The following is a 23,585-nucleotide window of genomic DNA, read 5'->3' as shown; positions in this document are numbered from 1 at the left end:
ATTCAGACGTCTAAACGTCTTTGTAGCTAAAGAGAACACGGAGATAACAACAATGGCTTTGTCACACAACCTGGGATTTCCCCGTATCGGTAACCGCCGCCAACTGAAGTTCGCCCTCGAGTCCTACTGGAAAGGCCAGTCCGATGCCGGCGAACTGAACACCATCGCCCTGCAGACCCGCAAGGCGGTACGCCAGTACCAGCAGGGGCTGGATCTGCAACCGGCGGGCGATTTTTCCTTCTACGATCAGGTGCTGGACACCAGCGCCCTGCTGGGGGTGATCCCGGCGCGCTTCAACCAGCCGGCGGACGAGCCGGTGAGCCTGGACACCTATTTCCGTGTGGCTCGCGGCCGGGCGCCGACCGGTGAAGACACCTTCGCCAGCGAAATGACCAAGTGGTTCGACACCAACTACCATTACCTGGTACCGGAAATCACCGCCGATCAGGCCTTCCGCCTGGCCAGCACCAAGCTGTTCGACGAAGTGCAGGAAGCCAAGGAAGAGGGCATTGCCGTCAAGCCGGTGCTGTTGGGACCGGTAACCTGGTTGTACCTGGCCAAGGTCAAGGGCGAGGAGTTCGATCGGCTGAGCCTGCTGCCCCGTCTGCTGGAAGCCTATCGGCAGATTCTGGCCAGGCTGGCCGCCCAGGGGGTGGAGTGGCTGCAGATCGACGAGCCGCTGCTGGTGCTGGATCTGGCTCCCGAGTGGCAGCAGGCGGTGACCCAGGCCTACGCCGAGCTGGCCGGGGCCGAGCTCAAGCTGCTGCTGACCACCTACTTCGCCCCCCTGGCCGACAACCTGGCGCTGGTCAGTGCTCTGCCGGTGGCCGGTCTGCACGTGGACGCGGTGCTGGGTGACAGCCTCGACACCATCGCCGCCGCCTGGCCCCAGGGCAAGGTACTGTCGGTGGGCATCGTCAACGGTCGCAACATCTGGGCCAACGATTTGCGTGCCTCCCTGAACAAGCTTCAGCCCCTGGCCGAGCGCTACGGCGACAATCTGTGGATTGCGCCGTCCTGTTCACTGCTGCACTCGCCGGTGGATCTGGCATCGGAAGACCGGCTCGATCAGGAGCTGAAATCCTGGCTGGCCTTTGCCGCCCAGAAAGTACAGGAAGTGATTATCCTGACCCGGGGCATTAACCAGGGTGAAGAAGCCATTGCCGCCGAGCTGGCCGCCTCCGATGCCATAGTAGCGTCACGCAAGACTTCCAAGCGTATTCACAACAATGAGGTCAAGGCGCGGGTGGCCGCTATTGCCGGCGGCGACGACCAGCGCGGGGCGCCTTACGTGGCGCGGGCCAAGGTGCAGGCGGCCAAGCTGCAACTGCCGCTGTTCCCCACCACCACCATCGGTTCCTTCCCCCAGACCGCCGACATCCGCGCCCTGCGCCGGGATCACAAGGCGGGCAGCCTCGACGAGCAGGCTTACGAGGAAGGCATCCAGCAGCATATCCGTCAGGCCATCGACGAACAGCAAGCCCTGGGACTGGACGTGTTCGTGCACGGTGAGGCCGAGCGCAACGACATGGTGGAATATTTCGGTGAACTACTGGAAGGCTTTGCCTTCACCCGTTTCGGCTGGGTGCAGAGCTACGGCTCCCGCTGTGTCAAGCCACCCATCATCTTCGGTGACGTCTGGCGCGCCAAGCCGATGACCGTGAGCTGGACCCAGTACGCCCAGAGCCTGACCGACAAACCGGTCAAGGGCATGCTTACCGGCCCGGTGACCATTTTGTCCTGGTCCTTCCCGCGGGAAGACGAGAGCGACGTCAACTCTGCCTACCAGATAGCCCTGGCCCTGCGCGATGAAGTGGCGGATCTGGAAGCGGCCGGGGTCGGCATCATCCAAATCGACGAGCCGGCGTTCCGCGAGCTGATGCCACTGCGCAAGGCACCCCAGGCGGCCTATCTGGCCTGGGCCGAGAAGGCCTTCCGTCTGAGCGCCTCGGTGGTGGAGAACACTACTCAGATCCACACCCACATGTGTTATTCTGAGTTCAACGAAATCATCGAGTCCATCGCCCGCCTGGATGCGGATGTAATCACCATCGAAACCTCCCGCTCCGACATGGAGTTGCTGGATGTGTTCAGGGACTTCGCCTATCCCAACGAGATCGGTCCCGGGGTGTACGACATTCACTCGCCGCGCATTCCGTCGGTGCAGGAGATGGTCAAACTGATCGAAAAAGCCGTGGAGCGTCTGCCCAAGGAGCGCATCTGGGTCAACCCCGACTGTGGTCTCAAGACCCGCAACTGGGAAGAAACCCGTGCCGCCCTGGCCAACATGGTGGCGGCCACCGAGGCGCTGCGCCAGGCCTACGCCGAAACCCGGGTATAAAGGAATCGTTTTAATTTAAGTTGTTAGGAGATAAACATGGGTTTTCACAGCGCGCGTCATGTAGAAGCGCTCAACCAGTCGTTGGCCGACCTGAACGGCGATATCAATGTGTCTTTCGAGTTCTTTCCGCCCAACAGCGAGCAGATGGAGCAGACCCTGTGGCACTCCATCGAGCGGCTGAAGACGCTGGCGCCCAAGTTTGTCTCCGTGACTTACGGTGCCAACTCCGGCACCCGGGACCGTACCCACAAGGTGATCAAGGATATTCAGGACAAGACCGGCCTGGTGGCCGCGCCGCACCTGACTTGTATCGATGCCAGCCGGGATGAGCTGCGTGGCATCGCCCGGGACTACTGGAACAACGGCATTCGCCAGATCGTGGCCCTGCGTGGCGACCTGCCCCAGGGCGTGGAGAAGCCGGACATGTACGCCGCCGATCTGGTGAGCCTGCTGAAGGAAGAGGCCGACTTCGATATCTCGGTGGCGGCTTACCCCGAGGTGCACCCGGAGGCGAAAAGCGCCCAGGCCGATCTGCTCAGCCTCAAGCGCAAGGTCGATGCGGGTGCCAACCGGGCCATCACCCAGTTCTTTTTCGACGTCGAGTCCTACCTGCGGTTTCGCGATCGCTGTGTGACCATCGGCATCGACGTGGAGATAGTGCCGGGCATACTGCCGGTGTCCAACTACCAGACCCTGCTCAAGTTTGCCGGCTTCTCCAACGTCAAGATCCCGGGCTGGATGCACCAGCGCTACCAGGGGCTGGAAGATGATCAGAACACCCGCAACCTGGTGGGGGCCAGCATCGCCATGGATCAGGTTCGGGTACTGAGCCGGGAAGGAGTGAAGGATTTCCACTTCTACACCCTGAACCGCTCCGAGCTGACCTACGCCATCTGCCACACCCTGGGTGTGCGGCCTCAGGCGGCGGCCCGGTAACGATTCCTGTTATTGCAAAACCCCCGCAGGCCTTGGCTTGCGGGGGTTTTTTCATCTATGGTGCCCGGAGAGCGGGCTCCGGGTTCCGCTGACGGTTGACTTTGCAATCCCCTTCATTCCACTATGGCGGACCGTCGTGCCGCCGGCTCCGTGGCCGGTGTTTTGTTCTGCCCTACCGCGACAGGAACTTCCAATAACAACAGAAAGGACTTCTTTATGCGAGTTAACCAGGTCGTTGCCGCCCTTACCGCCGCCATGAGTTTCAGCCTGGCCGGCCCCGCTTTCGCCCAGGATACCCGGGAGTTTTCCGTGTCCACCGTGCTGTCCGACGCCTTCCCCTGGGGGCAGGCCGCCGCCAGGTGGGCCGAGCTGGTGAACGAGCGCTCCGAGGGACGCCTGACCCTCAAGGTCTACCCCAATGCCCAGCTGGTGTCCGGCGACCAGACCAAGGAATTTTCCGCCATGCGCAGCGGCCTTATCGATATGGCGGTGGCCTCGACCATCAACTGGTCGCCCCAGGTACCCGAACTGAACCTGTTCTCGCTGCCTTTCCTGATGCCCGACGAGGCGGCCATCGATGCCATTACCCAGGGTGGCGCCGGCGAGAAGGTCTTCGCCGCCATCGAAAAACGAGGAGTGGTGCCCCTGGCCTGGGGCGAAAACGGTTTCCGCGAGCTGTCCAACTCCAAGCAGCCTATCCGGAGCCCGGAAGACGTCAAGGGCCTCAAGATCCGGGTGGTGGGCTCGCCCCTGTTCCTCGATACCTTTAATACCCTGGGCGCCAACCCGACTCAGATGAGCTGGGCCGACGCCCAGCCGGCACTGACCACCGGCGCTATCGATGGCCAGGAAAACCCGCTGTCGGTGTTCGACGTGGCGCGGGTCGATCAGGTCGGCCAGAAGTACCTGACCCTGTGGCACTACATGGCGGATCCGTTGATCTTCGGCGTCAACCAGAAGGTATGGAAGTCCCTGCCCGCCGAGGACCAGCAATTGTTGCGCCAGGCCGCCATCGACGCCGGCGCCTGGGAAATCGAGAAATCCCGCAATGAACTGGCCGACACCCTGGTCGCCATCAAGGAACGTGGGGTGGCGGTGACCGAGCTGAACCCCGAGCAGCATCAGGCCTTCGTGGAGGCCACCGCCGCCGTCTATGAAAAGTGGACGCCGCGTATTGGTGCCGAATTGGTGGCGGAAGCCCAGGCGGCCATCGACGCCCGTTAAACCACGGCCCGGCCCGCGCGGCCGTCGTTTCATCACACCGGCGCCAGGAGGGCGTCTGCGGCCTCGGGGGAGAGGCGGGTGTGAGGTCGGCGCGGGTCCATGCCCCTTACTTGCTTACCGAGAGTTGTTGTCCCCATGTCGAAATCTGCCCCCGACGCCAGGCCAGAACGCTGGCTGGCGGCCCTGGCCCTGCTGGCGGTCTGTGTGATCAGCCTGGGCAATGTGGTGGTGCGTTATGCCACCGATGCCTCCTTCGCCTTTACCGAAGAATTTTCCGTGTTTCTACTGGTGGTGCTCACCTTCGCCGGTGCCGCCCTGGCCTCGCGCCGCCATGCCCATATCCGCATCGAACTGGTGGAAGACAAGCTGCCGCTCCGGTTGCGTCCGGTGCTCTATGTGCTGCAGTGGGCCGCCAGCGTGCTGCTGCTGGGGTTGGTGGTGTGGTACGGCGGCCTGCTGGCCTGGGAGGAATACAGCTGGGAGTCGCTGTCGCCCGGACTGGGTTACCCCACCTGGATCTATATTGTCTGGCTGCCGCTGCTGTGCCTGGCCATCATCTGGCGGCTGACCCAGAGCCTGGTGGAGCGCTGCCGTACCTGCCGCGAGGAGCCGAGCCATGAGTCCTGATCTACTGATGTTGCTGGTGTTTGGCGCCGCCATGCTGCTGGGGGTGCCGGTGGCTTTCGCCCTGGGGCTGGGCGGGGCCGCCGGCATCGTCGCCGGCCTGTCGCCGGAGATGCTGGCCACCCTGGGCACCAACACCTACAACAGCATCGCCAAGTACCCGCTGATCGCCATTCCGTTGTTTATTCTTACCGGCCTTATCTTCGAGCGGGCCGGGGTGGCGGCCAGCCTGGTGCGCTTCGCCCAGGCGCTGATCGGTCCGCGTCACGGTGGCCTGGGGTTGGTGGTGGTACTGGTGTGTCTGATCATGGGCGGCATGAGCGGCTCGGGCCCGGCGGACGCGGCGGCGGTGGCCATGGTGATGCTGCCGAGCATGACCCGGGCCGGCTATCCCAAGCCTTTCTCGGCGGCGCTGATCGCCTCCGCCTCGTCCACCGCCATCCTGATCCCGCCGTCCATCGCCCTGATCCTCTATTCCATAGTGGTGCCCGGGGTCGATCTGCGCGCCTTGTTCGCCGCCGGCCTGTTCCCGGGTATCCTCGCCGGGCTGTCACTGCTGCTGCCGGTGTGGTGGCTGGCCCGGCGCAACGGCTGGGAAGACCCCAAGCAGGGCGAGCGGCCACCGCTGAAAGAGAGCTTTATCCGTGCCTTGCCGGCGCTGTTCGCCCCGGTGCTGATCCTCGGCGGCCTGCGCTCGGGCCTGTTCACCCCCACCGAGGCGGCGGTGGTGGCGGTGACCTACGGCCTGGTGGTGGGTATCTTCGTCTATCGCCAGCTCAGCCTGAAGGCGGTGTGGCGCCTGCTCGGCGAGGCGGGTATGGTGTCCGGGGTGGTGATGATCATCATCTCCCTGGCGGGCATCTTCGCCTGGGCCGGCACCACCCTCGGTACCTTCAACCACCTGGCCCAGGCCATGCTGTCCCTGTCCGACAACGGCTGGGTGCTGCTGATGCTGATTATGGTGCTGGTGCTGCTGGCGGGCATGTTGCTCGATGCCATCTCCATCTACCTGATCATCACCCCCATACTGATCCCGCTGATGCAGCACTTCGGCTGGAACCTGGTGTGGTTCGGCATCCTGCTGGCGATGAACATCGCCATCGGCCAGTTCACCCCGCCGGTGGCCATCAACCTGATGGTGACCACCCAGATCGCCGGCATTCGGCTGGAGAAAACCTTCGGCTGGGCGCTGTTCTTTATGCTGACCATGCTGTCGGCGCTGGTGCTGGTGATGTTGTTCCCCGGTATCGCCCTGTGGCTGCCGGAGCGGCTGGGGTTTGTGGTGGGGGCCTGGTAACCGCGTTGCCGGCTTGACAAGCCGGGTGCCAAAAGCCCCCGGCTGCAGCCTGTGCCGAGCAGTTAGCCATAAAGATGGCGTTCGTTGCTCGCTGTATGGCCTGGCAGGCGGGGGCGTTCATCGGCCGAAAGTCAGACTTTTTTAAGCGCCTTCTTCAGTTTTTTCAATTTGCCTTCATGTTTGGCGATTTTGGCCTTGCGGGTTTTTATCTGCTGTTTCAGGTTTTTTGCCTTGTTTTTTGCCATGGTATGCCTCCTTTAACATATTGTTGTGCTGCTGGGCACGGAATAGAGCGACGAGCTGGCGGGCGAATAGGGCCAGGTCGACACTCAGCTGGTATTAGTCGGTCGCCCGGGCGGCGTCTGTTGCGCGATAAACTCCCGGATAAAGCGGCGTATCTCCCGGGCAGCACTGGAGTCCAGTTGCTCGCATAAATCGATAAAGTCATCGCGCTCCTTGCTGTTGATGCGAATGACCAACTGACCGTCTTTCTTCTGTTTGTGTTGTCTCTGCTCACCGGACATGGGTGTGATCGATCCCGCGCTGTATAGTGCAATGCAACGTATATACAAAGCGTAGACATTGGTGTGCATATTGAATGTGAACTTTTTATTACGTGGTGGCTGACGCAGGTGTCCCTGGCCGGCACCATGAGTATCGGCCAGGGTGTTCGCCGCCCGGCAAGCCGGGCGAACAGGCCTAATGCCGACTGCGGAAAGTCAGTAGTCGCAGGGCGTTGAGGGTGACCAGGGCGGTAGCACCGGTGTCGGCCAGCACTGCCAGCCAGAGTCCGGTGAATCCGGTCAGGCTGGTGACCAGGAATATTGCCTTGAGCCCTAGCGCCAGGGTGACGTTCTGGCGGATATTGGCGTGGGTGGCGCGGGACAGCCGGATGGCGTCCGCCAGCCCGGTCAACCGGTTGTGGCTGAGGGCGACGTCGGCACTGTCCAGGGCCACGTCGGTGCCCTGGCCCATGGCGATGCCCACGCTGGCCCGGCGCAGCGCCGGGGCGTCGTTGATGCCGTCGCCCACCATGGCCAGGCTGCGCGTCCGGCCGAGCCGTTCCACTTCCGCCAGCTTGTCCTCGGGTTTCAACCCGGCCCGGTAGCCGATACCGAGCGTTTCGGCGACGCGGGCCGCCGCCTGCTCGTGATCCCCGGTCAGCATCAAGCAGTCGATGTTCAGGGCCCGCAGGGTGGCGATGCCGTCTCCGGCATCGTCCCGCAGCCGGTCGTTCAGGGCGAACAGGGCCAGCACCTTTTGCTCCAGCGCCAGCACCGCCAGGGTATGGCCGCCGGCCCGCAGCCGCGCCAGATCCCGGCGCTGAGCCGGCGTGAGCCAGGTTTCCGGCAGATGGGCGGGGCTGCACAGCAACAGCGCCTGCTCCCGCCAGCGGCCCTGGATACCGGCTCCGGCCAGGGTGTGTCTGTCCGCAACGGGCTCGGCAGTCAGGCCTTGAGCTTCGGCGGCGGCCACCAGGGCCCGGGCCAGGGGATGGTGGGAGCCCGACTCAAGGCCAGCGGCCAGAGCCAGGACCTGGCCGCGATCCTGGGGCGGATACACCACCAGCTCGGTCAGGGCCGGCTGGCCCAGGGTCAGGGTGCCGGTCTTGTCGAAGGCCAGGGTGTCGACGCGGCCGAGCTGCTCCAGGGCGGCACCGCCCTTGATCAGCACGCCCAGGCGGGTGGCGGCGGCCAGGGCCGAGGTGACCGCCGCCGGGGTGGAGATCACCAGGGCGCAGGGGCAGCCGATCAGCAGCAGGACCAGGCCCCGGTAGATCCAGGTCTGCCAGTCGGCGCCGAGGGCCAGGGGCGGCAGCAGTATCACCAGCAGGGCGGCCAGCATCATGGCGGGGGTATACCAGCGGCTGAAACGTTCGATAAAGCGGGCGATGGGAGCCCGGTTGGCCTCGGCCTGTTCCATCAGGAGCAGGATGCGGTCCACGGTGTTGTTGCCCGGCTCCGAGGTCACCCTCAGTTGCACCGCTACGTCTACCACCAGGCTGCCGGCGGCCAGCCGCTCACCCCGACGGCGTTCCACCGGCAGCGACTCGCCGGTGACGGCGCTCTCGTCGAAGGCGGCGAGCGGGGTCAGCAGCTCGCCGTCCGCCGGCAGCCGTCCGCCCGGGTGCACCTCGATCCAATCCCCCGGCGCGAGTTCGGATGCTTCCACCTCTTCCGGGCCATCGGCACCGAGCCGGCGGGCCTTTTCCGGCACCAGGGCCATCAGCGCCTTCACTCCCTTGCGAGCCCGGCTGGCGGCCAGGCTCTCCAGCTTTTCTCCCACCATGAACAGCAGCAGTACCATGGCCGCCTCGGCGGTTTCGCCCAGGAAGAGGGCGCCGGTGGCGGCCACCGTCATCAGGGTTTCGATGGAGAAGGGGGAACCGCTGCGGGCCAGGCGCCAGGCCTGGCGGGCGATGGGGATAAGTCCCCAGAGGGTGGCCAAGGTAAAGAGCGTTTGACCCAGAGCCGGGTACGGCAGGCTGGCCAGGGCGGCGGCCAGCATCAGCGCCAGCAAGGTCAGTATATCCAGCTGCGAGCGCCACCAGGGGGCCGGTGCGGGGCGTGCCGGCTTGCGCTCCGTCAGGGGGGTAAAGCCGGCGGCGGTGATGGCCTGCTCCACGGTGGCGGGGACGGCCTCCGGGGCCAGCCGCACCTGCAGGCGTTCGGTGGTGAAGCGTACTTCGGCGCTCAGTACCCCGGGCAGGCGGCGCACCGCGGTTTCAATCTTGGCAGCGCAACTGGGGCAGTCCATGCCGCCGATACGCCAGTGATGGGTATTTCCCCGCCTGTCGTCCTCCTCATCGGGAGGCGGATTGTCCTGCCCCCGGGCGTCCGCTGCGGGAGCTTGGGCCGCGCAGCTCCTGGTTTGCTCGGTGCGGGGGGCACAGCCCTGGTGGTGGTGATGCTCGGTGGCGGTTTCCTTGGTGTGTTGGTGGTGACAGCAGTGTCCCATGGCGCTCTCCTGATGATGGTCTCTACCCGGAGTTTAGACCCTGGAGGTACCTCTAGAGTCAATAGCCGGCAGCACGGTGCGGGCGTGATCGATCAGCCGGCGGGACAGCACCTTGTGGATGCCCCGCTCCAGCAACCAGCGGTGCCAGTACAGGGGCTGGATCAGACTGCCCTGGGGGTAGAGTTCCAGCAGGCGGCCGGCCTCGAGATCTTCGGCGATCATCAACCGGGGGATCAGGCAGTAGGCGGCGCCGGCCCGGGCGATGGCCACGAAGGCCTCGGAGGAGCGCACCGCGTGGCAGGGATAGCTGCCGGCGGGCAGGCCGAAGTGGTGCGCTATGTAACGCTCGTGCATGTCGTCCTTCTGGTCGAAGGCTACCGCCGGCGCCCGGCGCAGGGCATCCCGGGTCAGTCCGTCGGCAAAGTAATGTTCCCTGAAGTCGGGCGTGGCCACCAGCAGGTAGTCCATCTGGCCCAGGGGATCGCAGCGGCAGCCGGGCAGGGGGGCGGCGATGATGCTGATGGCGCCGAAGGCTTCGCCGCTCCTGAGTCGTTCCAGGGTGCGGGATTCGTCCTCGATCAGCAGGTTGAGCTCGATGGGATGGCCGTGCAGCAGGGGGGTCAGCGCCGGGATCAGCCAGGTGGCCAGGCTGTCGGCGTTGGTGGCGATGGTTACCCCCAGGGGCTTTTGCGGCGCGTCCGGTAGCAGTTCCGCCATCACCGCGCTTTCCAGCTGGCTGACCTGACGGTAGTGGATCAGCAGCCGGCGGCCGGCTTCAGTGGGGCGGGGCGGCTGGCCGCGCACCAGCAGAGGCTGGGCCAGGCGCTGTTCCAGCAGCTTGACGCGCTGGGATACCGCCGACTGGGTCAGGTGCAACTGGCGGGCGGCCCCCTCGAAGCTCTGTTCGCTCACTACCCGGTCGAGGGCGGCCAGCAGTTTATAGTCCAGGTCGGTCATGAAAAATTCTTATCAAGATAAATTTTTATTAGTTTTACTTAATTCTAGGGGGGTTTTAGTCTGGCCGCCAGTCAGCAAGATAAACGAGAGCGAGATGATGTATTGGTTACCCTGGATACAAGGCTTCACCCTAGGGGCGGGACTCATTATCCCCATCGGCGCGCAAAACGCCTTCGTGCTCAATCAGGGCATCCGGCGCCAGCATCATCTGCTGGTGGCGGCCATCTGCGGCCTGTTCGACGTGCTGCTGATCAGCCTCGGTGTGTTCGGCGGCGGCGCGGCCTTGCAGGCCCACGGCCTGCTGTACTGGGGCATCAGCCTGGCGGGCATGGTCTTCCTGCTGCTGTACGGGGCCCACTGCTGGCGCCGGGTGTTCCGGCAGGAACAGGCGCTGGCGGTGGACGGTCGTGAACGGGGGCTGAAGGCGGTGATCATCGGGGTGCTGGCGGTGACCCTGCTCAATCCCCAGGTCTATATCGAAACCCTGATGATACTGGGCTCGGTGGGTGGCGGTTTCGCCGAGGAGCACAAGTGGGCCTTCGCCCTGGGCTGCATCAGCGCCTCGTTGATCTGGTTCTTCACCCTGGCGCTGGCGGCGGCGCGGATGAGCGCATGGCTCGGCCGGCCCCTGGTGCAGAAGGCGATGGATGCCGCCATCGGCACCCTGATGTGGCTGCTGGCCGGCAAGCTGGCGCTGGGGTTGATGGCCGCCGGGACACCGCTATAACAGCTCCGCCAGCCGGGCCTGCTGTGCCAGCCGGGCCCGGTGGATATCCAGGGTGACCTGCTCCACCAGGGCGTCCACCTCGGCCGGGGCCATAAAGCCCTGGCTGAAACCGGGACTGACCGGATCCAGGTGGCGGCGGGCCGCCAGCACCAGGTGGGCGATCAGCTCCCGCACCGGCTCTATGCCCACTGCCACCCGGATGCTGGTGGGGTAGATGCCGGCAGCGGCCAGGGCCGTCTCGTCCAGTTCGGAATGGGAGGTCAGGGCCGGGCAGAGTACCAGGGTATTGGTCTGGCCCAGGCTCACCATGTGGCCGAAGGCCGGTTCCAGGGCATCGAAGAAACGCACGAAGGCGTCGCGGGGCAGGCCGGTCGCCTCCAGATCGAAGGTGAGCAGGGGGCAGGGCAGGCCATACCTGAGCAGGCGCTGGCGCAGGGGGCTGTTGGGGTGATGGTCCAGGGCGTGGGAGCTGACCCGCAGATCCGGGTGGGAGGCGAGAAAACGGGCCAGCACCAGGGTGTTGATGCCCTTGGCCAGTATGCGCAGTTCCAGGGTCTTGATCCCGGTCAGCACCTCGTAGGCTTTGTCCGCGTCGAGGAAGGCGCCCTTGATGTAGTAGCACTGCCAGAACAGGGTCTGCCGCCAGCCCGGCTCGCCCTTGGGCAGGAACATCAGCGGCTGGAGACCTATCAGGGCGCCGGCGGTGGTGCTGCCGGTGCCAGCCATGTCCTTGGTGCAGGAGTGAACCACGACATCGGGGCGTTCCGCCGGCTCCGGTCGCTGCAGGGGGCGAAACAGCACCGGTGTGGCCAGGGTGGCGTCCAGCATCACCAGGGCGCCGGTCTCGTGGGCCAGGCGGCAGATCCCGGGCACGTCCAGCATCAGGCCGTGGGGGTTGCAGGGGGACTCCAGATAGACGCGCAGCCGGGCGCCTGCGGCCAGCGTTTCCCGGTGATCCGCCAGGGTCCGGTTGAGGGCCAGGCGGAAGTCCCGGGCCTCGGTGCCGTCGAACCATTCCAGCCGGATGCCGAGTTTCTCCGGCCGGGCGTAGTAGTCCTGCAGCAGCTGGTGTACGCCGCCGTAGAGGTTGCGGCTGACCAGCAGGATGTCGCCCCGCTCCAACAGGGTGCCGAGCAGGGCGTCGATGGCCGCCATACCGGAATTGAAGGTCAGGGCCAGGTAGTCGGTACTGTCGGGGCCGGCTTCCAGCTCCACCAGGGTGTTGGCCAGGGCCAGGGCGGTGGGGTTGAGCAGACGGCTGTATATGGAGTGGGTGCTCTCCCGGCCGTGGAAGGCATCGTCTATCCATTCGGTGCAGGCATAGACATAGGTGGCGGTGCGCACGATGGGCGGGTTGGCGCTGAACAGCATGGGCACCCGGTCGAACAGGGGGTAGGCGCCCTTGGCCAGCCGCGAGTCCTGGGTCAGCCCGAGATGGCGCCATTGGGCACGGAAGGGAGCCTGCAGGTTGTCCAGCACCTTGGCCAGCTGGAAGGCGAGGAACTTCTTGGCGTTGAAGCGGCAGATACGCTCCTCCGGTGGCAGGCTGTCCAGGCAGTCCCGGGTGAGTTGCCAGAGGGCGTGGATATCCTGGTTGGTGCGATAGAGGTTGAGCGCCGCCCCGGCCAGGTGCCGGCCGAAGGGGCTGGCGGGATCGATGCCGAAGTGGCGCAACTGCTCCTGGACCAGGGCGTCTGCGCTGTCGCTCTGGTGGCTGTGGCGCAGGGGCGAGAGTTCCGGATTGACGGCCATGGGGGGTCCTTGACGAGGGGCGGATCAGCAAGGTTAAGCATAGGTGAAGAAAGCCGGGCCGCACCTGGCGGCCGGGGGTTACAGCAGGGGGGCGCCGAGGTAGGCGGCGCGGGAGGCGACCCGAAACCACCAGGATTTGTCGGCGACCTCGTCTTCGGTCATCAGGCGCGAGCGGGCGAAGTCCCGCTCGAACATGGTCGCCATCTGGTCGGCGAAGCCCTCGTCCATCACCCAGGAGGTGACCTCGAAGTTCAGCCGGAAGGATCTGTTGTCGAGGTTGACGGTGCCGATGGCCGAGGCCTGGCGGTCGATCAGCATGGTCTTGGCGTGCAGAAAGCCTTCCTGGTAGCGGTGGATCTGCACCCCGGCCTCGAGCAGGGGCGCGACGAAGGCGTAGGCGGCGAAGTAGGTGAGGAGGTTGTCCGGTCGTTCGGGAATCAGCACCCGCACGTCCACCCCGCGCAGGGCGGCCAGCTTGAGGGCGGCCAGCACCCCTTCGTCGGGTACGAAATAGGGGCTGCTGACCCAGAGTCGTTCGCGGGCGGAGCCGATGGCGTGTTGCACCATCAGGCTGGCGGTCTCGAAGCGGTCCGCCGGCCCGCTGGGCAGGGTCAGGATGGCGATGTCGGCATTGGCGGCGGGCACCGGCTGCCAGTTGAAGGTGAGGATCTCGCCCGTGGCCCAGTGCCAGTCTTCCACGAAGGACAGCTGCAGGCAGAGGGTGGCCGGGCCTTCCATCTTCAGGTGGGTGTCGCGCCAGGGACCGAAGCGGGGATCCCGGCCCAGGTATTCGTCGCCCACGTTGAGGCCGCCGACCCAGCCGAAGCGACCATCGGTGACCACTATCTTGCGGTGATTGCGGAAATTGAGCTGGAAGCGGTTGCCCGAGCCCCGGGTGGAATGGAAGCGCCGCACCTGTACCCCGGCGGCGCCCAGTTCGGCCAGATAACCGCCGTTGAGCCGGTAACTGCCGATTTCGTCGTAGAGGAAATACACCTCCAGGCCCTGGCGGGCCTTGTCGATCAGGGCCTGATGCAGGGTCCGGCCCAGCTCGTCGTCGCGCACTATGTAAAACTGCACCAGCACGTAGCGTTCGGCGGCCCTGATGCCCTCCAGTATGCTGGTGAAGGTGGCGTCGCCGTCGATCAGCAGTTCCACCTCGTTGCCGCCTACCATGGGCATCTTGGCCAGTTGCTCCATGGTTCTTACCTGGCTCCCCCCGGGAGAGGGCTGGACGTGGTAGGGAACCACCAGCGACATCTTGTCGTCCAGCACCCGGTACAGCTGATTATCGTCTTCCCGCCGTCCTATCACATAACCCTGGAACTTGCTGCGGCCGAACACCCAGTAGGCGGGCACCGCCACCACCGGCAGGGTATTGAGGGAGACGATCCAGGCCACCGCGCCGGGGGCGGTGCGGGTGGACATCAGGGCATCGAGGGAGGAAACGAGGCCCAATGCCTGGGCGACGAAGAGCACCATGACCAGCAGGCGGCGCCGGGGCGAGCGGCGGGGAGGGAGGGGGGTAAGCGGTTCCGGCATGGGCTTGGATGACTGGCTGGGGATCCTGGGGCAACTGTAGCACAGGGGGAGCCGGGAGCGGCACCCGGAAGCGATGGATAAACGCAGGGGGCCGCCGGTGGCGGCCCCCTGAACTCAGGCGTCCAGCGCCTGGGCCAGATCGGCAATGATGTCGTCGCTGTGTTCGATACCGATGGACAGGCGGATCATCTCCGGCCGCACACCCGCCTGCACCAGTTCGTCCGGGGTCAACTGGCGGTGGGTGGTGGAGGCCGGGTGGCAGGCCAGGGACTTGGCGTCGCCGATATTGACCAGCCGCTTGACCAGCCTGAGGGCGTCATAGAAGCGTACGCCCGTGTCAAAGCCGCCCTTGAGCCCGAAGGAAAGGATGGCCGAGGGCTTGCCCTGCATAAATTGTCGGGCCAGCTCGAAGTCCGGATGCTCCGGCAGCCCGGCGTAGTTGACCCAGGCCACCGCCGGGTGGCTTTGCAGGAAGTCGGCCACCTTGAAGGTGTTTTCCACATGGCGTTCCATGCGCAGGGGCAGGGTCTCCAGCCCCTGCAGCAGCAGGAAGGCGTTGAGCGGCGCCAGGGCGCTGCCGGTGTTGCGCAGGGGCACGGTGCGGGCGCGGGCGATAAAGGCCGCGGGGCCGAAGGTCTCGGTGTAGACCACGCCGTGGTAGGCGGGCTCGGGGTTGTTCAGCTGGGGGAAGCGTTGCTTGTGCTCGGCCCAGGGGAACCGGCCGCTGTCCACTATGATGCCGCCCAGAGAATTGCCGTGGCCGCCGATGTACTTGGTCAGCGAATGCACCACTATGTCGGCGCCGAATTCGATGGGTTTGCACAGGATGGGGGTGGCGACGGTGTTGTCGACCACCAGCGGCACGCCCCGGGCGTGGGCCACGTCGGCCAGGCCCCGGATATCGGCGATGTTGCCCGCCGGGTTGCCGATGCTCTCGCAGTACACCGCCTTGGTGTTGTCGTCGATGAGGCGGGCGATAGCGGCGGGGCTGGCGTCTTCGGCGAAGCGGACCTCAATGCCGAGGCTCGGCAGCATATGGGCGAACAGGGTATAGGTGCCGCCGTAGAGCTGGGGGGTGGAGACGATGTTGTCGCCGCTCTGGGCCAGGGTGAGGACAGCGTAATGGATGGCGGCGCTGCCCGCGGACACCACCAGGCCGGCGATACCGCCTTCGAGAGCCGCTACCCGCTGCTCCAGCACGTCGTTGGTAGGATTCATGATGCGGGTATAGATGTTGCCCGGCACCTCCAGGTTGAACAGATCGGCGCCGTGCTGGGCGCTGTCGAATTCGTAGGCCACCGTCTGGTAGATGGGGGTAGCCACCGCCTTGGTAGTGGGATCCGTGCTGTAGCCGTGGTGGATGGCCAGGGTTTCGTCTCTCATGAGGGTCCTTTCCTTGTGCTCGATTGAAGCCTCACTCTAGGCAGTTTCACCCTGGCTGTAAAGCCGTCAGCGGGGCAGGATCACTGTTGCCAGCAGGCCGCCCCGAGCATGGTTGGCCAGGCTCAGTTCGCCGCCATGCTGGTGGATCAGGGTGCGGGCGATGGCCAGGCCCAGGCCGACGCTGCCGTCCTCCAGGTTGCGGGCGCTGTCCAGCCGGATAAAGGGTTTGAACACCTCTTCCAACTGTTCCTCGGGGATGCCGGGGCCGAAGTCGCGAACCAGGATGCGGATGGCGTCCTCGCCGTCCAGCAGCCGCACCTCCACCCGGCCACCGTATTTGACCCCGTTTTCCAGCAGGTTTTGCAGGGCTCGGCGCAGGGCGGTGGGGCGGCAGCGGTAGATAATGGGAGGCGGCTCTTCCAGGCTGACCCCGTGGCCGTTGTCCTGCAGATCGTCGCACAGGCTTTCCAGCAGGCTCGGCACGTCCAGATCCCGTACCGGCTCGGCCAGGCCGTCTTCCCGGGCGAACTGCAGGGTGGCATTAAGCATCTGCTCCATCTGGCGCAGGCCGTCCTGCAGCTTCTGTTTATCTTCCCCCTCGGGCAGGAATTCGCTGCGCAGCAACAGGGTGGTGATGGGGGTGCGCAGATCGTGGGAGATGGCCGCCAGCATGCGGGTACGGTCGGACACGAAGCGATCCAGCCGGTCCTGCATACGGTTGAAGGCGGACAGGGTTTCCCGTATCTCCCGGGGGCCGGTTTCGGCGATGGGCTCGGCCTTATCGCCCCGGCCCAGCCGTTCGGCCTGGCGGGACAGCTCCTTCAGGGGGCGGGTGGTGCGCTGCAGCAGCCAGATCATCAGGCCGGCGAGCAGGGCGGCGAGCAGCGTCAGGGACAGTATCGCCTTGGCGGACCACTCGGGCGTCTCCCGGTCGACCAGGGAGGTGAAGATAAGCCAGCGACCGTCGGCCAGTTCGATGGTGCCGTAGAGGCGGATGTCGTGCCGGGGTGGGTGGCGATGGGGGCGCTGCTCCCGAGGTGGCCAGTCGGGACGGCCGTCGCGGGTTTCGGCGCTGATATGGATGTCGAGGGCGGCGGGATAGCCAAGCTTATTACGCACGATGCGCTCGAAGTTGCCGCTGCGTTCACCGGCGCTGGGCGGGGTGCCATCGATGGTCAGCAGCAGGGTCTCGCTGCGGCTGGCGCGCAGTATTTCCTGGTGCAGCCCGGGCGGCGACTGGTTGAGCAACCGGGTGACCGCGATCAGCCGCTGCAGGGTAAAGCGGCTGTTGACCAGGCCCAGCGCCTCTTCGCGCTCCACCCGGTAGATCTGCACCCCGACCAGCTGGATCAGCACCAGGGCGAACAGGGCCACCAGTATCACCTGGCCGGCGAGGCTGCCGAGCCAGTAGCGCAGGCGTTTAATCCCCATGGCTGATCTCGGCCACCAGCATGTAGCCGCCGCCCCAGATGGTCTTGATGAGCTGGGGGTTTTTGGAGTCGGGCTCGAGCTTGCGCCGCAGCCGGCTGACCAGGGTGTCGATGGCCCGGTCGAAGGCCTGGGCCTCCCGGCCCCGGGCCAGATCCAGCAACTGGTCCCGGCTCAGCACCCGGTTGGGGTGGCGGATAAAGACCCGCAGCAGGTCGAACTCGGCGGTGCTCAGGCTGATGGTCACCCCCTTGTCGTCGACCAGCTCCCGCCGGGCCAGATCCAGGGTCCAGTGATTGAAGAGGATCTTCTTCGGCTCCTCTTCCCCGGCCGGCTGGCCCGGCTCCGGGTTGCGGCGCAGCACCGCCTTGATGCGGGCCAGCAGCTCGCGCGGGTTGAAGGGCTTGGGCAGGTAGTCGTCGGCGCCCATTTCCAGGCCGACGATGCGATCGGTATCCTCGCCCATGGCGGTGAGCATGATGATGGGCACATTACTGCCCTGGCCGCGCAGTTCCCGGCACAGCGAGAGGCCGTCGTCTCCGGGTAGCATCAAATCGAGGATGATGAGATCGACGCCGTGGCGCTCCAGGTACTGGCGCATTTCCCGCCCGTCGCGCACCCCGTGCACCTGGTAGCCGTGCTGCTCCAGGAAGCGCTTCAGCAAATCGCGGATTTCACCGTGGTCGTCCACCACCAGCAACTGCCTGCCTTTGTTCATCGTCTTTCCTCTTGCCGTGACTCCGCCAGTATAAGCCCCTTCAAAGGGGAAATGATGTCAAAGTATGTCAGCGGCCACGGCCGTCACACTTTGCTACAAAAAAGGCGGGTGACGACACAGTTTGCTGACAGGGGGCTGTTTTACTTGATGGCGAAATCATCGTACCCAAGAGGAAATTGATTATGAAAATTCGACACAGCGCCTTGGTTCTCACCGCTACCCTGCTCGCCGCGCCGGCCCTGGTCAGCGCCGCCAATACGGCGGCCGAAGGCCAGCCCGGTTCCGGCTGGCAGAAAGGGCAGATGAAGGAAGACTGCGGCCCACGGGCGGGCATGAAGGAAGGCCGTCACGGCAAGCACCAGGGGGGGCGGATGATGGATCCGGCCCGTTTCGAACAGCGTCTTTCCGAGCGCCTGGAAAAGCTGGAAAGCCCCGAGCTCAAGGCCCAGTTTATCGCCAGCCACCGGGCGAAGCTGGCGTCCATGGAGCAGCAGATGCTGCTGCACAAGATGATGGCGGAAAGCAAGGCGCAAGCCATCGGGGATGCGGATCTCAAGGCCGCTACCCTGGAGAAGATCGCCGCCGACAGCCGGCTCAAGCAGCAGCGGCTCAAGCTGATGCAGGAGACCCTGGGCAAGCTGCAGGGGTAACACCCGCAAATGCGGTATGACGGCAAAGGGCGCTTCGGCGCCCTTTGCCGTTTATGCCGCGCCTGACCGCGCCGGCCGGCGGGTCTGGGCCGCCAGCGCCAGCGCCAGCAGCAGGGTCAGGGCTTCGGCCAACGGCAGTGCCAGCAGGAAGGGATGGTCCGGAAAGGCGCTGGCCAGCCACAGCATCAGGCCCACCGGCAGCACCAGGCCCCGGCTAAAGGCGATCAAGGCGGAGGGCAGGGGCCGCTGCAGGGCGGTAAAGGTCACTGCGATCAGCATGTTGAAGCCGTTGAACAGGAACAGCGGCCAGATGAGGGCCAGGTAGCCGGCGGCCAGGGTGATGGTGTCCTGCTCGTCCGGGCCGAGAAACAACGCCGGGAGCCGGGGCCCGGCCAGCAGCAGCAGGGCCGTCATCAGCAACGCCAGGGCTGCCAGCGTCAGCGCCGCCAACCGGACCACCTGGCGCACCCGCTCCGGCCGGCCGGCGCCATGATTGTGGCTGACCAGGGGATGCACGCCGTCGACGATGCCGTAGCAGAGCATCACCCCGGCAAAAATCAGATAGTTGATGATACTGAAGGCGGCTACGCCGTCGGCGCCGACGGCGCCGATCATCAGCCGGTTGATCAGCCAGATCACCACACCTACCGACACTTCATTGACCCCTTCCGACAGGCCGTTGGTCAGCGCCGCCTTCATCTCGCGCCAGGGATAGCGGTCCAGCCTCGGCCTCAGGGCGCGCTCCGGCCGGCGAAAATAGCCGGCGATCAGCACCGCCTGTACCAGTTGGGCCAGCAGGGTGGCCCAGGCGGCTCCCGCCAGGCCCAGGCCGAACAACCCCACCAGCAGCCCGTTGAGCAGCATGTTGCACAGGGCTCCGGTTACCAGTGCCCGGGTGGCCAGCCCGGGCTGGCCGTCGGTACGAATAAAGTAGTAGGTCACCAGGGTGGCGAGCTGGACCACCAGCGCCAGGTTCATGATCCTCAGGTAGTCCGCCATCAGCCCCCGCAGCCGCCCGGGGGCACCCAGCAGATCGAACAGCAGCGGTTGCCACAGGGTCACGATGCCGCCGGCCAGCACTGTCAGTAGCAGTACTGTGAGCAGGGCGGCGCCGAACAGCCGGCTGGCCGCCGCGTCGTTGCCGGTACCGAGGTGATGCCCCGCCCGCACCGAACCGCCGATGGCCAGGATCAGGGCCAGGGCGAACAGCAGGGTGAAATAAGGTACCAGCAGGGTGACGGCAGCCAGCGCATCGGCCCCGACCAGGTTGCCGACAAAGAGGCCGTCAACCAGGGACGCACTGGTGATCGCCAGCAGGCTGAGCAGGGCATGTCCGGCGAAGCGGAAAAACAGCGCGGGCACGGGCGCCTGCACCATGGGATTACCGGCTTCAGCAACGGACATGGCGGGCTCCTTGGGTGTAACATATGTAACACATATAGAAATGAAAATAATTATCATGCAGATTGTTGCGTTGCGTACTTTACTCCGTATGCTTGCCAAACGAAAGCATGAAACCGACCATCGGACAGACAAGGTTAAAGGATGAGCACATCATCACGGTATATCGCTGAACAGGCTACCCTGAGAGCCTTTCTCAACTGCTACTTGCGAGAAGTCGAATCGGGCATCGACTGCGGCCACGTGGCCGGGGCAGGCCACAGCCGGCCGGTGACTATCGACTGTATCGAATTGCCGCTGGCCAGCCACCAGGCCGCACTGCGGGCCGAATTGAGCTACCGTTCCCTCACCGGCTGCCACGGCTTTGGCCGGTTGTGGCTGCGCCGCAGCCGGGAGGACGGCTGGCGGCCGATAGAGCCCTTCGCCGCCGTGCTGATGCTGGTACACGAAATCTACCGGGGCTTCTGCCAGGGCAACACCGAGCAGTTGCGCGGACGCGAGCTGGAATTGCTGCACCGGCTGACCGACAGCTACCGGCTGATGGCGGCCTACGTGGCCGCCCGGCCGCGGCACCTGCAAGAGGCGGAAACCTTTATCGCTGCCGAGCAGGCGGTGCTGTTCGGCCACTGGTTGCACCCGACCCCCAAAAGCCGCCAGGGCATGACCGACTGGCAGCAGGCAACCTATGCTCCCGAGCTCGGGGGCCGTTTCGCCCTGCATTACTTTGCCGCCGATGCGGGCTTGGTCCGGCATCGCTCGGCCCGGTCGGCTCCGGCGCCCGCGATGGTGGCGACGCTGCTCGGAGCGGACGGCGACCGGCTGGTGCGCACGGACGGCAAACAGCTGTTGCCGATGCACCCGCTCCAGGCCCAGGCCCTGCTGCTGGATCCGGCGGTACAGGCGCTGCTGGCCGACGGCCGGCTGTGCTACCTGGGGCCGGCGGGCCCCGCGTTTTCCGCCACCTCTTCGGTGCGTACCCTGTACCATCCGCAACTGCCCTGGATGGTCAAGTTTTCCATCCCGGTCCGGATCACCAATTCGCTGCGCCGCAATCGCCGTCACGAGCTCGACGCCGGGGTGATGATGGACCGGCTGCTGGTTCGCACCGGCTTCTGCCGACGCTACCCGGCCTTTCGCATGATCCAGGATCCGGCCTATATCACCCTGGACTTGCCCGGCCGCGAGGAAAGCGGCTTCGAGGTGATACTGCGCGACAACCCCTTCACCGGGGGAAAAGAGCGGGGCGTCAGCACCTTGGCGGCGCTGACCGCCGATCCCCTGCCGGGTGAGCCGTCGCGGTTGGCCCGGCTGCTGGGCGACATCGCCCGGCGCGATGGCGACGAACTGGCGACGGTGTGCCGTCGCTGGTTCGAGCGCTACCTGGACTGTGCGCTGGAGCCGCTGATCCGCCTGTATGACGAACAGGGTATCGCCCTCGAAGCGCACCAGCAGAATAGCCTGCTCGACGTAGCGGGTGGCTACCCCGCCGCCTACTACTACCGGGACAACCAGGGGTATTACCTGTCGGAGCGCTACCGGGACAGCCTCGACCGGCTGGCGCCGGAGGCGGCGCAGATCGCCGCCCTTTACTACCCGGACGATGAAATCCGGGATCGCTTCGCCTACTACCTGATAGTAAACCAGGTCTGCGCCATCATCAGCCGCATGGGCAACGACCAGCTGATCGAGGAAGCGGATCTGCTGGCCCTGCTGCACCGCCGACTGGAACGGCTGGCGGAACGCCTTTGTGGTGCCGGCCGTGACTTCGCCGAGTCGCTGCTGCACCGCCCGACCATACCGGCCAAGGGCAACCTGCTGACCCGGCTCTACGACGTGGATGAGCTGGACGCCGACAACGAGCAGGCTATCTACACCGAGCTGGTCAATCCGCTGTGGCACTGGCGCCGGCGCCACTCCCGGGAGGTAACCCATGCCGTTGCCTGAAGAGAAAGTCGACCGGCCGGAAGAGCGGGTGATGCGGCAGTTGGTCGAGGCCCTGTTGTTTGAAAAACGGGTGGTCGCCAGTTGGCAGCAGATGGCCGGCGAACGCTACCTGTGTTGGACCTTGCGCGATCTTCACTTCCGCTGCCGGGCCTGTATCGGCGCCTTCGGCCGGGTGCGCATCGTCGCCGGCAGCCTGCAGGTGCGCGACGGGAACCATTGGCAAGCGGCCGATCTGTTGGCGCTGCTCATCGCGCTGCCGGCTCTGGAGCCGGTGCGCCGGCAACTGATGGCGGAGCTGGAGCAGACAGTTCGGCTGTGCCGCTGGAACCGGCGGCACCTGGTGCCGTCCTCGTCACGGCGCCGGCTGGCATTTGCGGAACTGGAGGCTGCCCTCGACGAGGGCCACCCTTACCATCCCTGTTTCAAGGCACGCACCGGCTTCTCCGAGGATGACCACCGGCGTTACGGCCCCGAAGCCGGCGAGCGCTTCCAACTGGTGTGGCTGGCGGTGGAACGGAGCCGGCTGCGCCAGGCGCTACCGGGCGGCGAGGCCGAGTTCTGGCTGGCCGAACTCGGCGGCGAGACCTGGGATCGGCTGTCGACCCGGTTACACGGCCAGGGCGGCGGCTGGGACAGCCACGGCCTGCTGCCGCTGCATCCCTGGCAGTGGCAGCGCCTGCGCGACGGCCTGCTGGCCGAGGGGCTGGCGGATGGCCACTACCACTTCCTCGGCGCCGCCGGGGATCACTACCGGGCCAGCCAGTCGGTACGCACCCTGTTCAACGCGGACCGGCCCCACCAGGCCAACATCAAGCTGGCGATGGACATGGTGAACACCTCGTCGCGGCGGACCATCGCCCCGCATTCGGTGTGCAGTGCGCCGCCGATTTCGCACTGGCTGAACGCGGTGGTGGCTTCGGATCCGCTGCTGAGTGAACGCTATCCGTTGGTGTTGCTGGCCGAGTATGCCGGCATCATCGCCGACGACCAGGGCCAGCTCGCCGCCATCTGGCGGCGGAGCCTGACGCCGTTGCTGGGCAGTGGCGAGCAGGCGGTGCCCTTCAATGCCCTGATGATGTTGGAGCACGACGGTCGCCCCTTCGTCGCCGACTGGCTGGCGCGGCACGGCCTGGAGTCCTGGCTCGATCGGCTGTTCGACGTGGCGGTGCTGCCGGTCTGGCACCTGCTGGTGGCCCACGGTATCGCCCTGGAAGCCCATGGCCAGAACATGGTGCTGATCCACGACCGGGGCTGGCCGGTACGGCTGGTGCTGCGCGATTTTCACGAAAGCGTGGAATACGTGCCCGGCTTCCTGCGGGAGCCGGGGCGGGTGCCCGACTTCATGAGCCTGGACTCCTGCTACCGGGATGCGGCCCCGAACCAGTATTACTGGATGGAAAGCCTGGAACTGTTGCGCGAACTGGTGATGGACACCCTGTTCGTGTTTAACCTGAGCGAGGTGTCGCACCTGCTCGAACGCCACTGCGGCCTGCCGGAACCGCACTTCTGGTCGCGGCTGGCAACCCGGCTGGAAGCCTATGCCATCGAACACGACCTGCAGGTGCGCCAGCGTGCGCTGCGTCACAACGCCCGCGAGCTTTACGCCGAATCCCTGTTGACCCGCAAGCTGTCCGGTAACCGGGTGGAATACCACCACCTGGTCAGCAATCCGCTGTGCCCGGAACAGGATCACGAGAGTTGAA

At 65.5% G+C, this 23,585-nt stretch carries 18 protein-coding genes; 9 read left to right on the top strand and 9 right to left on the bottom strand.

Going from position 1 to position 23,585, the window contains the following annotated elements; genetic code table 11:
* Nucleotides 1-52 precede the first annotated feature (52 nt).
* From metE to ACEVBK_RS18185, 5 genes are all read left to right on the top strand, one after another.
* On the top strand, nt 53-2,341 hold the full coding sequence (gene metE / locus ACEVBK_RS18205; protein ID WP_375056299.1) for a 5-methyltetrahydropteroyltriglutamate--homocysteine S-methyltransferase: 2,289 nt from the start codon (nt 53-55) through the stop codon (nt 2,339-2,341).
* Nucleotides 2,342-2,377: 36 nt separating this feature from the next.
* A complete protein-coding gene (metF, locus tag ACEVBK_RS18200) occupies nt 2,378-3,277 on the top strand; it encodes a methylenetetrahydrofolate reductase (RefSeq protein WP_375056298.1) in 900 nt (299 codons plus the stop codon).
* A 216-nt stretch (nt 3,278-3,493) separates the two neighbouring features.
* On the top strand, nt 3,494-4,501 hold the full coding sequence (locus ACEVBK_RS18195) for a DctP family TRAP transporter solute-binding subunit (RefSeq protein WP_375056297.1): 1,008 nt from the start codon (nt 3,494-3,496) through the stop codon (nt 4,499-4,501).
* A gap of 135 nt (nt 4,502-4,636) precedes the next feature.
* Complete coding sequence (locus ACEVBK_RS18190; RefSeq protein WP_375056296.1) at nt 4,637-5,128, top strand: TRAP transporter small permease; 492 nt, start codon at nt 4,637-4,639, stop codon at nt 5,126-5,128.
* The gene (locus ACEVBK_RS18185) at nt 5,118-6,422 is read left to right on the top strand and encodes a TRAP transporter large permease (RefSeq protein ID WP_375056295.1); all 1,305 of its coding nucleotides are present in this window, start codon (nt 5,118-5,120) and stop codon (nt 6,420-6,422) included. Before ACEVBK_RS18190 ends, ACEVBK_RS18185 begins: the two co-directional genes overlap by 11 nt.
* Before the next feature lie 329 nt (nt 6,423-6,751).
* Here ACEVBK_RS18185 and ACEVBK_RS18180 read toward each other — a convergent pair whose 3' ends face one another.
* The 3 genes from ACEVBK_RS18180 to ACEVBK_RS18170 all read right to left on the bottom strand — a co-directional run bounded on the left by ACEVBK_RS18180 (nt 6,752) and on the right by ACEVBK_RS18170 (nt 10,337).
* A complete protein-coding gene (locus ACEVBK_RS18180; RefSeq protein ID WP_375056294.1) occupies nt 6,752-6,946 on the bottom strand; it encodes a hypothetical protein in 195 nt (64 codons plus the stop codon).
* A 175-nt stretch (nt 6,947-7,121) separates the two neighbouring features.
* Nucleotides 7,122-9,380: a heavy metal translocating P-type ATPase gene (locus ACEVBK_RS18175; RefSeq protein WP_375056293.1), complete on the bottom strand. Its 2,259-nt coding sequence runs from the start codon at nt 9,378-9,380 to the stop codon at nt 7,122-7,124.
* A gap of 33 nt (nt 9,381-9,413) precedes the next feature.
* Nucleotides 9,414-10,337 carry a LysR family transcriptional regulator ArgP gene (locus ACEVBK_RS18170; protein WP_375056292.1) on the bottom strand — a complete coding sequence of 308 codons (924 nt, stop codon included), beginning with the start codon at nt 10,335-10,337 and terminating at the stop codon, nt 9,414-9,416.
* A 94-nt stretch (nt 10,338-10,431) separates the two neighbouring features.
* On the opposite strand from ACEVBK_RS18170, the gene ACEVBK_RS18165 reads away from it, so the two are divergent.
* Nucleotides 10,432-11,064 carry a LysE/ArgO family amino acid transporter gene (locus tag ACEVBK_RS18165; RefSeq protein WP_375056291.1) on the top strand — a complete coding sequence of 211 codons (633 nt, stop codon included), beginning with the start codon at nt 10,432-10,434 and terminating at the stop codon, nt 11,062-11,064.
* Here ACEVBK_RS18165 and ACEVBK_RS18160 read toward each other — a convergent pair.
* From ACEVBK_RS18160 to ACEVBK_RS18140, 5 genes are all read right to left on the bottom strand, one after another.
* On the bottom strand, nt 11,059-12,816 hold the full coding sequence (locus ACEVBK_RS18160) for a trans-sulfuration enzyme family protein (protein ID WP_375056290.1): 1,758 nt from the start codon (nt 12,814-12,816) through the stop codon (nt 11,059-11,061). The two genes, ACEVBK_RS18165 and ACEVBK_RS18160, sit on opposite strands and share 6 nt — an antisense overlap.
* A 78-nt stretch (nt 12,817-12,894) precedes the next feature.
* Nucleotides 12,895-14,358, bottom strand: a complete 1,464-nt coding sequence (gene cls, locus ACEVBK_RS18155; protein ID WP_375056289.1) for a cardiolipin synthase — start codon at nt 14,356-14,358, stop codon at nt 12,895-12,897.
* Nucleotides 14,359-14,472: 114 nt separating this feature from the next.
* Nucleotides 14,473-15,741: an O-acetylhomoserine aminocarboxypropyltransferase/cysteine synthase family protein gene (locus ACEVBK_RS18150; protein WP_375056288.1), complete on the bottom strand. Its 1,269-nt coding sequence runs from the start codon at nt 15,739-15,741 to the stop codon at nt 14,473-14,475.
* A 66-nt stretch (nt 15,742-15,807) separates the two neighbouring features.
* Entirely contained in the window at nt 15,808-17,172 is a 1,365-nt protein-coding gene (locus tag ACEVBK_RS18145) for an ATP-binding protein (RefSeq protein ID WP_375056287.1), read from the bottom strand.
* Nucleotides 17,162-17,887, bottom strand: coding sequence for a response regulator (locus tag ACEVBK_RS18140; RefSeq protein ID WP_375056286.1), 726 nt, complete (start codon nt 17,885-17,887; stop codon nt 17,162-17,164). Before ACEVBK_RS18140 ends, ACEVBK_RS18145 begins: the two co-directional genes overlap by 11 nt.
* Before the next feature lie 182 nt (nt 17,888-18,069).
* Between ACEVBK_RS18140 and ACEVBK_RS18135 the strand changes: the two genes are divergently transcribed.
* Nucleotides 18,070-18,537, top strand: a complete 468-nt coding sequence (locus ACEVBK_RS18135; RefSeq protein ID WP_375056285.1) for a hypothetical protein — start codon at nt 18,070-18,072, stop codon at nt 18,535-18,537.
* Between the two features lie 51 nt (nt 18,538-18,588).
* On the opposite strand, the gene ACEVBK_RS18130 is transcribed toward ACEVBK_RS18135, so the two are convergent.
* Entirely contained in the window at nt 18,589-19,941 is a 1,353-nt protein-coding gene (locus tag ACEVBK_RS18130; RefSeq protein ID WP_375056284.1) for an MATE family efflux transporter, read from the bottom strand.
* 141 nt (nt 19,942-20,082) lie between these two features.
* On the opposite strand from ACEVBK_RS18130, the gene ACEVBK_RS18125 reads away from it, so the two are divergent.
* Nucleotides 20,083-21,882: an IucA/IucC family protein gene (locus ACEVBK_RS18125; protein WP_375056283.1), complete on the top strand. Its 1,800-nt coding sequence runs from the start codon at nt 20,083-20,085 to the stop codon at nt 21,880-21,882.
* Nucleotides 21,869-23,584 carry an IucA/IucC family protein gene (locus ACEVBK_RS18120; RefSeq protein WP_375056282.1) on the top strand — a complete coding sequence of 572 codons (1,716 nt, stop codon included), beginning with the start codon at nt 21,869-21,871 and terminating at the stop codon, nt 23,582-23,584. The genes ACEVBK_RS18125 and ACEVBK_RS18120 overlap by 14 nt, the downstream gene beginning before the upstream one ends.
* Nucleotide 23,585 lies beyond the last annotated feature (1 nt).

Origin of the sequence: Zobellella sp. DQSA1, from assembly GCF_041950555.1 — a bacterium.
GTDB lineage: Bacteria > Pseudomonadota > Gammaproteobacteria > Enterobacterales > Aeromonadaceae > Oceanimonas.
This window is presented reverse-complemented; position numbering and strand designations above follow the sequence as displayed.

Excerpts from the sequence above, each read along its gene's own strand:
- ACEVBK_RS18170 (WP_375056292.1), bottom strand. The coding sequence starts at position 10,337 with ATGACCGACCTGGACTATAAACTGCTGGCCGCCCTCGACCGGGTAGTG.
- ACEVBK_RS18145 (WP_375056287.1), bottom strand. The coding sequence starts at position 17,172 with ATGGGGATTAAACGCCTGCGCTACTGGCTCGGCAGCCTCGCCGGCCAG.
- ACEVBK_RS18150 (WP_375056288.1), bottom strand. The coding sequence starts at position 15,741 with ATGAGAGACGAAACCCTGGCCATCCACCACGGCTACAGCACGGATCCC.
- ACEVBK_RS18195 (WP_375056297.1), top strand. The coding sequence starts at position 3,494 with ATGCGAGTTAACCAGGTCGTTGCCGCCCTTACCGCCGCCATGAGTTTC.
- ACEVBK_RS18180 (WP_375056294.1), bottom strand. The coding sequence starts at position 6,946 with ATGTCCGGTGAGCAGAGACAACACAAACAGAAGAAAGACGGTCAGTTG.
- ACEVBK_RS18130 (WP_375056284.1), bottom strand. The coding sequence starts at position 19,941 with ATGTCCGTTGCTGAAGCCGGTAATCCCATGGTGCAGGCGCCCGTGCCC.
- ACEVBK_RS18190 (WP_375056296.1), top strand. The coding sequence starts at position 4,637 with ATGTCGAAATCTGCCCCCGACGCCAGGCCAGAACGCTGGCTGGCGGCC.
- metE (WP_375056299.1), top strand. The coding sequence starts at position 53 with ATGGCTTTGTCACACAACCTGGGATTTCCCCGTATCGGTAACCGCCGC.
- cls (WP_375056289.1), bottom strand. The coding sequence starts at position 14,358 with ATGCCGGAACCGCTTACCCCCCTCCCTCCCCGCCGCTCGCCCCGGCGC.
- ACEVBK_RS18185 (WP_375056295.1), top strand. The coding sequence starts at position 5,118 with ATGAGTCCTGATCTACTGATGTTGCTGGTGTTTGGCGCCGCCATGCTG.
- ACEVBK_RS18175 (WP_375056293.1), bottom strand. The coding sequence starts at position 9,380 with ATGGGACACTGCTGTCACCACCAACACACCAAGGAAACCGCCACCGAG.
- ACEVBK_RS18120 (WP_375056282.1), top strand. The coding sequence starts at position 21,869 with ATGCCGTTGCCTGAAGAGAAAGTCGACCGGCCGGAAGAGCGGGTGATG.
- ACEVBK_RS18135 (WP_375056285.1), top strand. The coding sequence starts at position 18,070 with ATGAAAATTCGACACAGCGCCTTGGTTCTCACCGCTACCCTGCTCGCC.
- ACEVBK_RS18125 (WP_375056283.1), top strand. The coding sequence starts at position 20,083 with ATGAGCACATCATCACGGTATATCGCTGAACAGGCTACCCTGAGAGCC.
- ACEVBK_RS18165 (WP_375056291.1), top strand. The coding sequence starts at position 10,432 with ATGATGTATTGGTTACCCTGGATACAAGGCTTCACCCTAGGGGCGGGA.
- ACEVBK_RS18140 (WP_375056286.1), bottom strand. The coding sequence starts at position 17,887 with ATGAACAAAGGCAGGCAGTTGCTGGTGGTGGACGACCACGGTGAAATC.
- ACEVBK_RS18160 (WP_375056290.1), bottom strand. The coding sequence starts at position 12,816 with ATGGCCGTCAATCCGGAACTCTCGCCCCTGCGCCACAGCCACCAGAGC.
- metF (WP_375056298.1), top strand. The coding sequence starts at position 2,378 with ATGGGTTTTCACAGCGCGCGTCATGTAGAAGCGCTCAACCAGTCGTTG.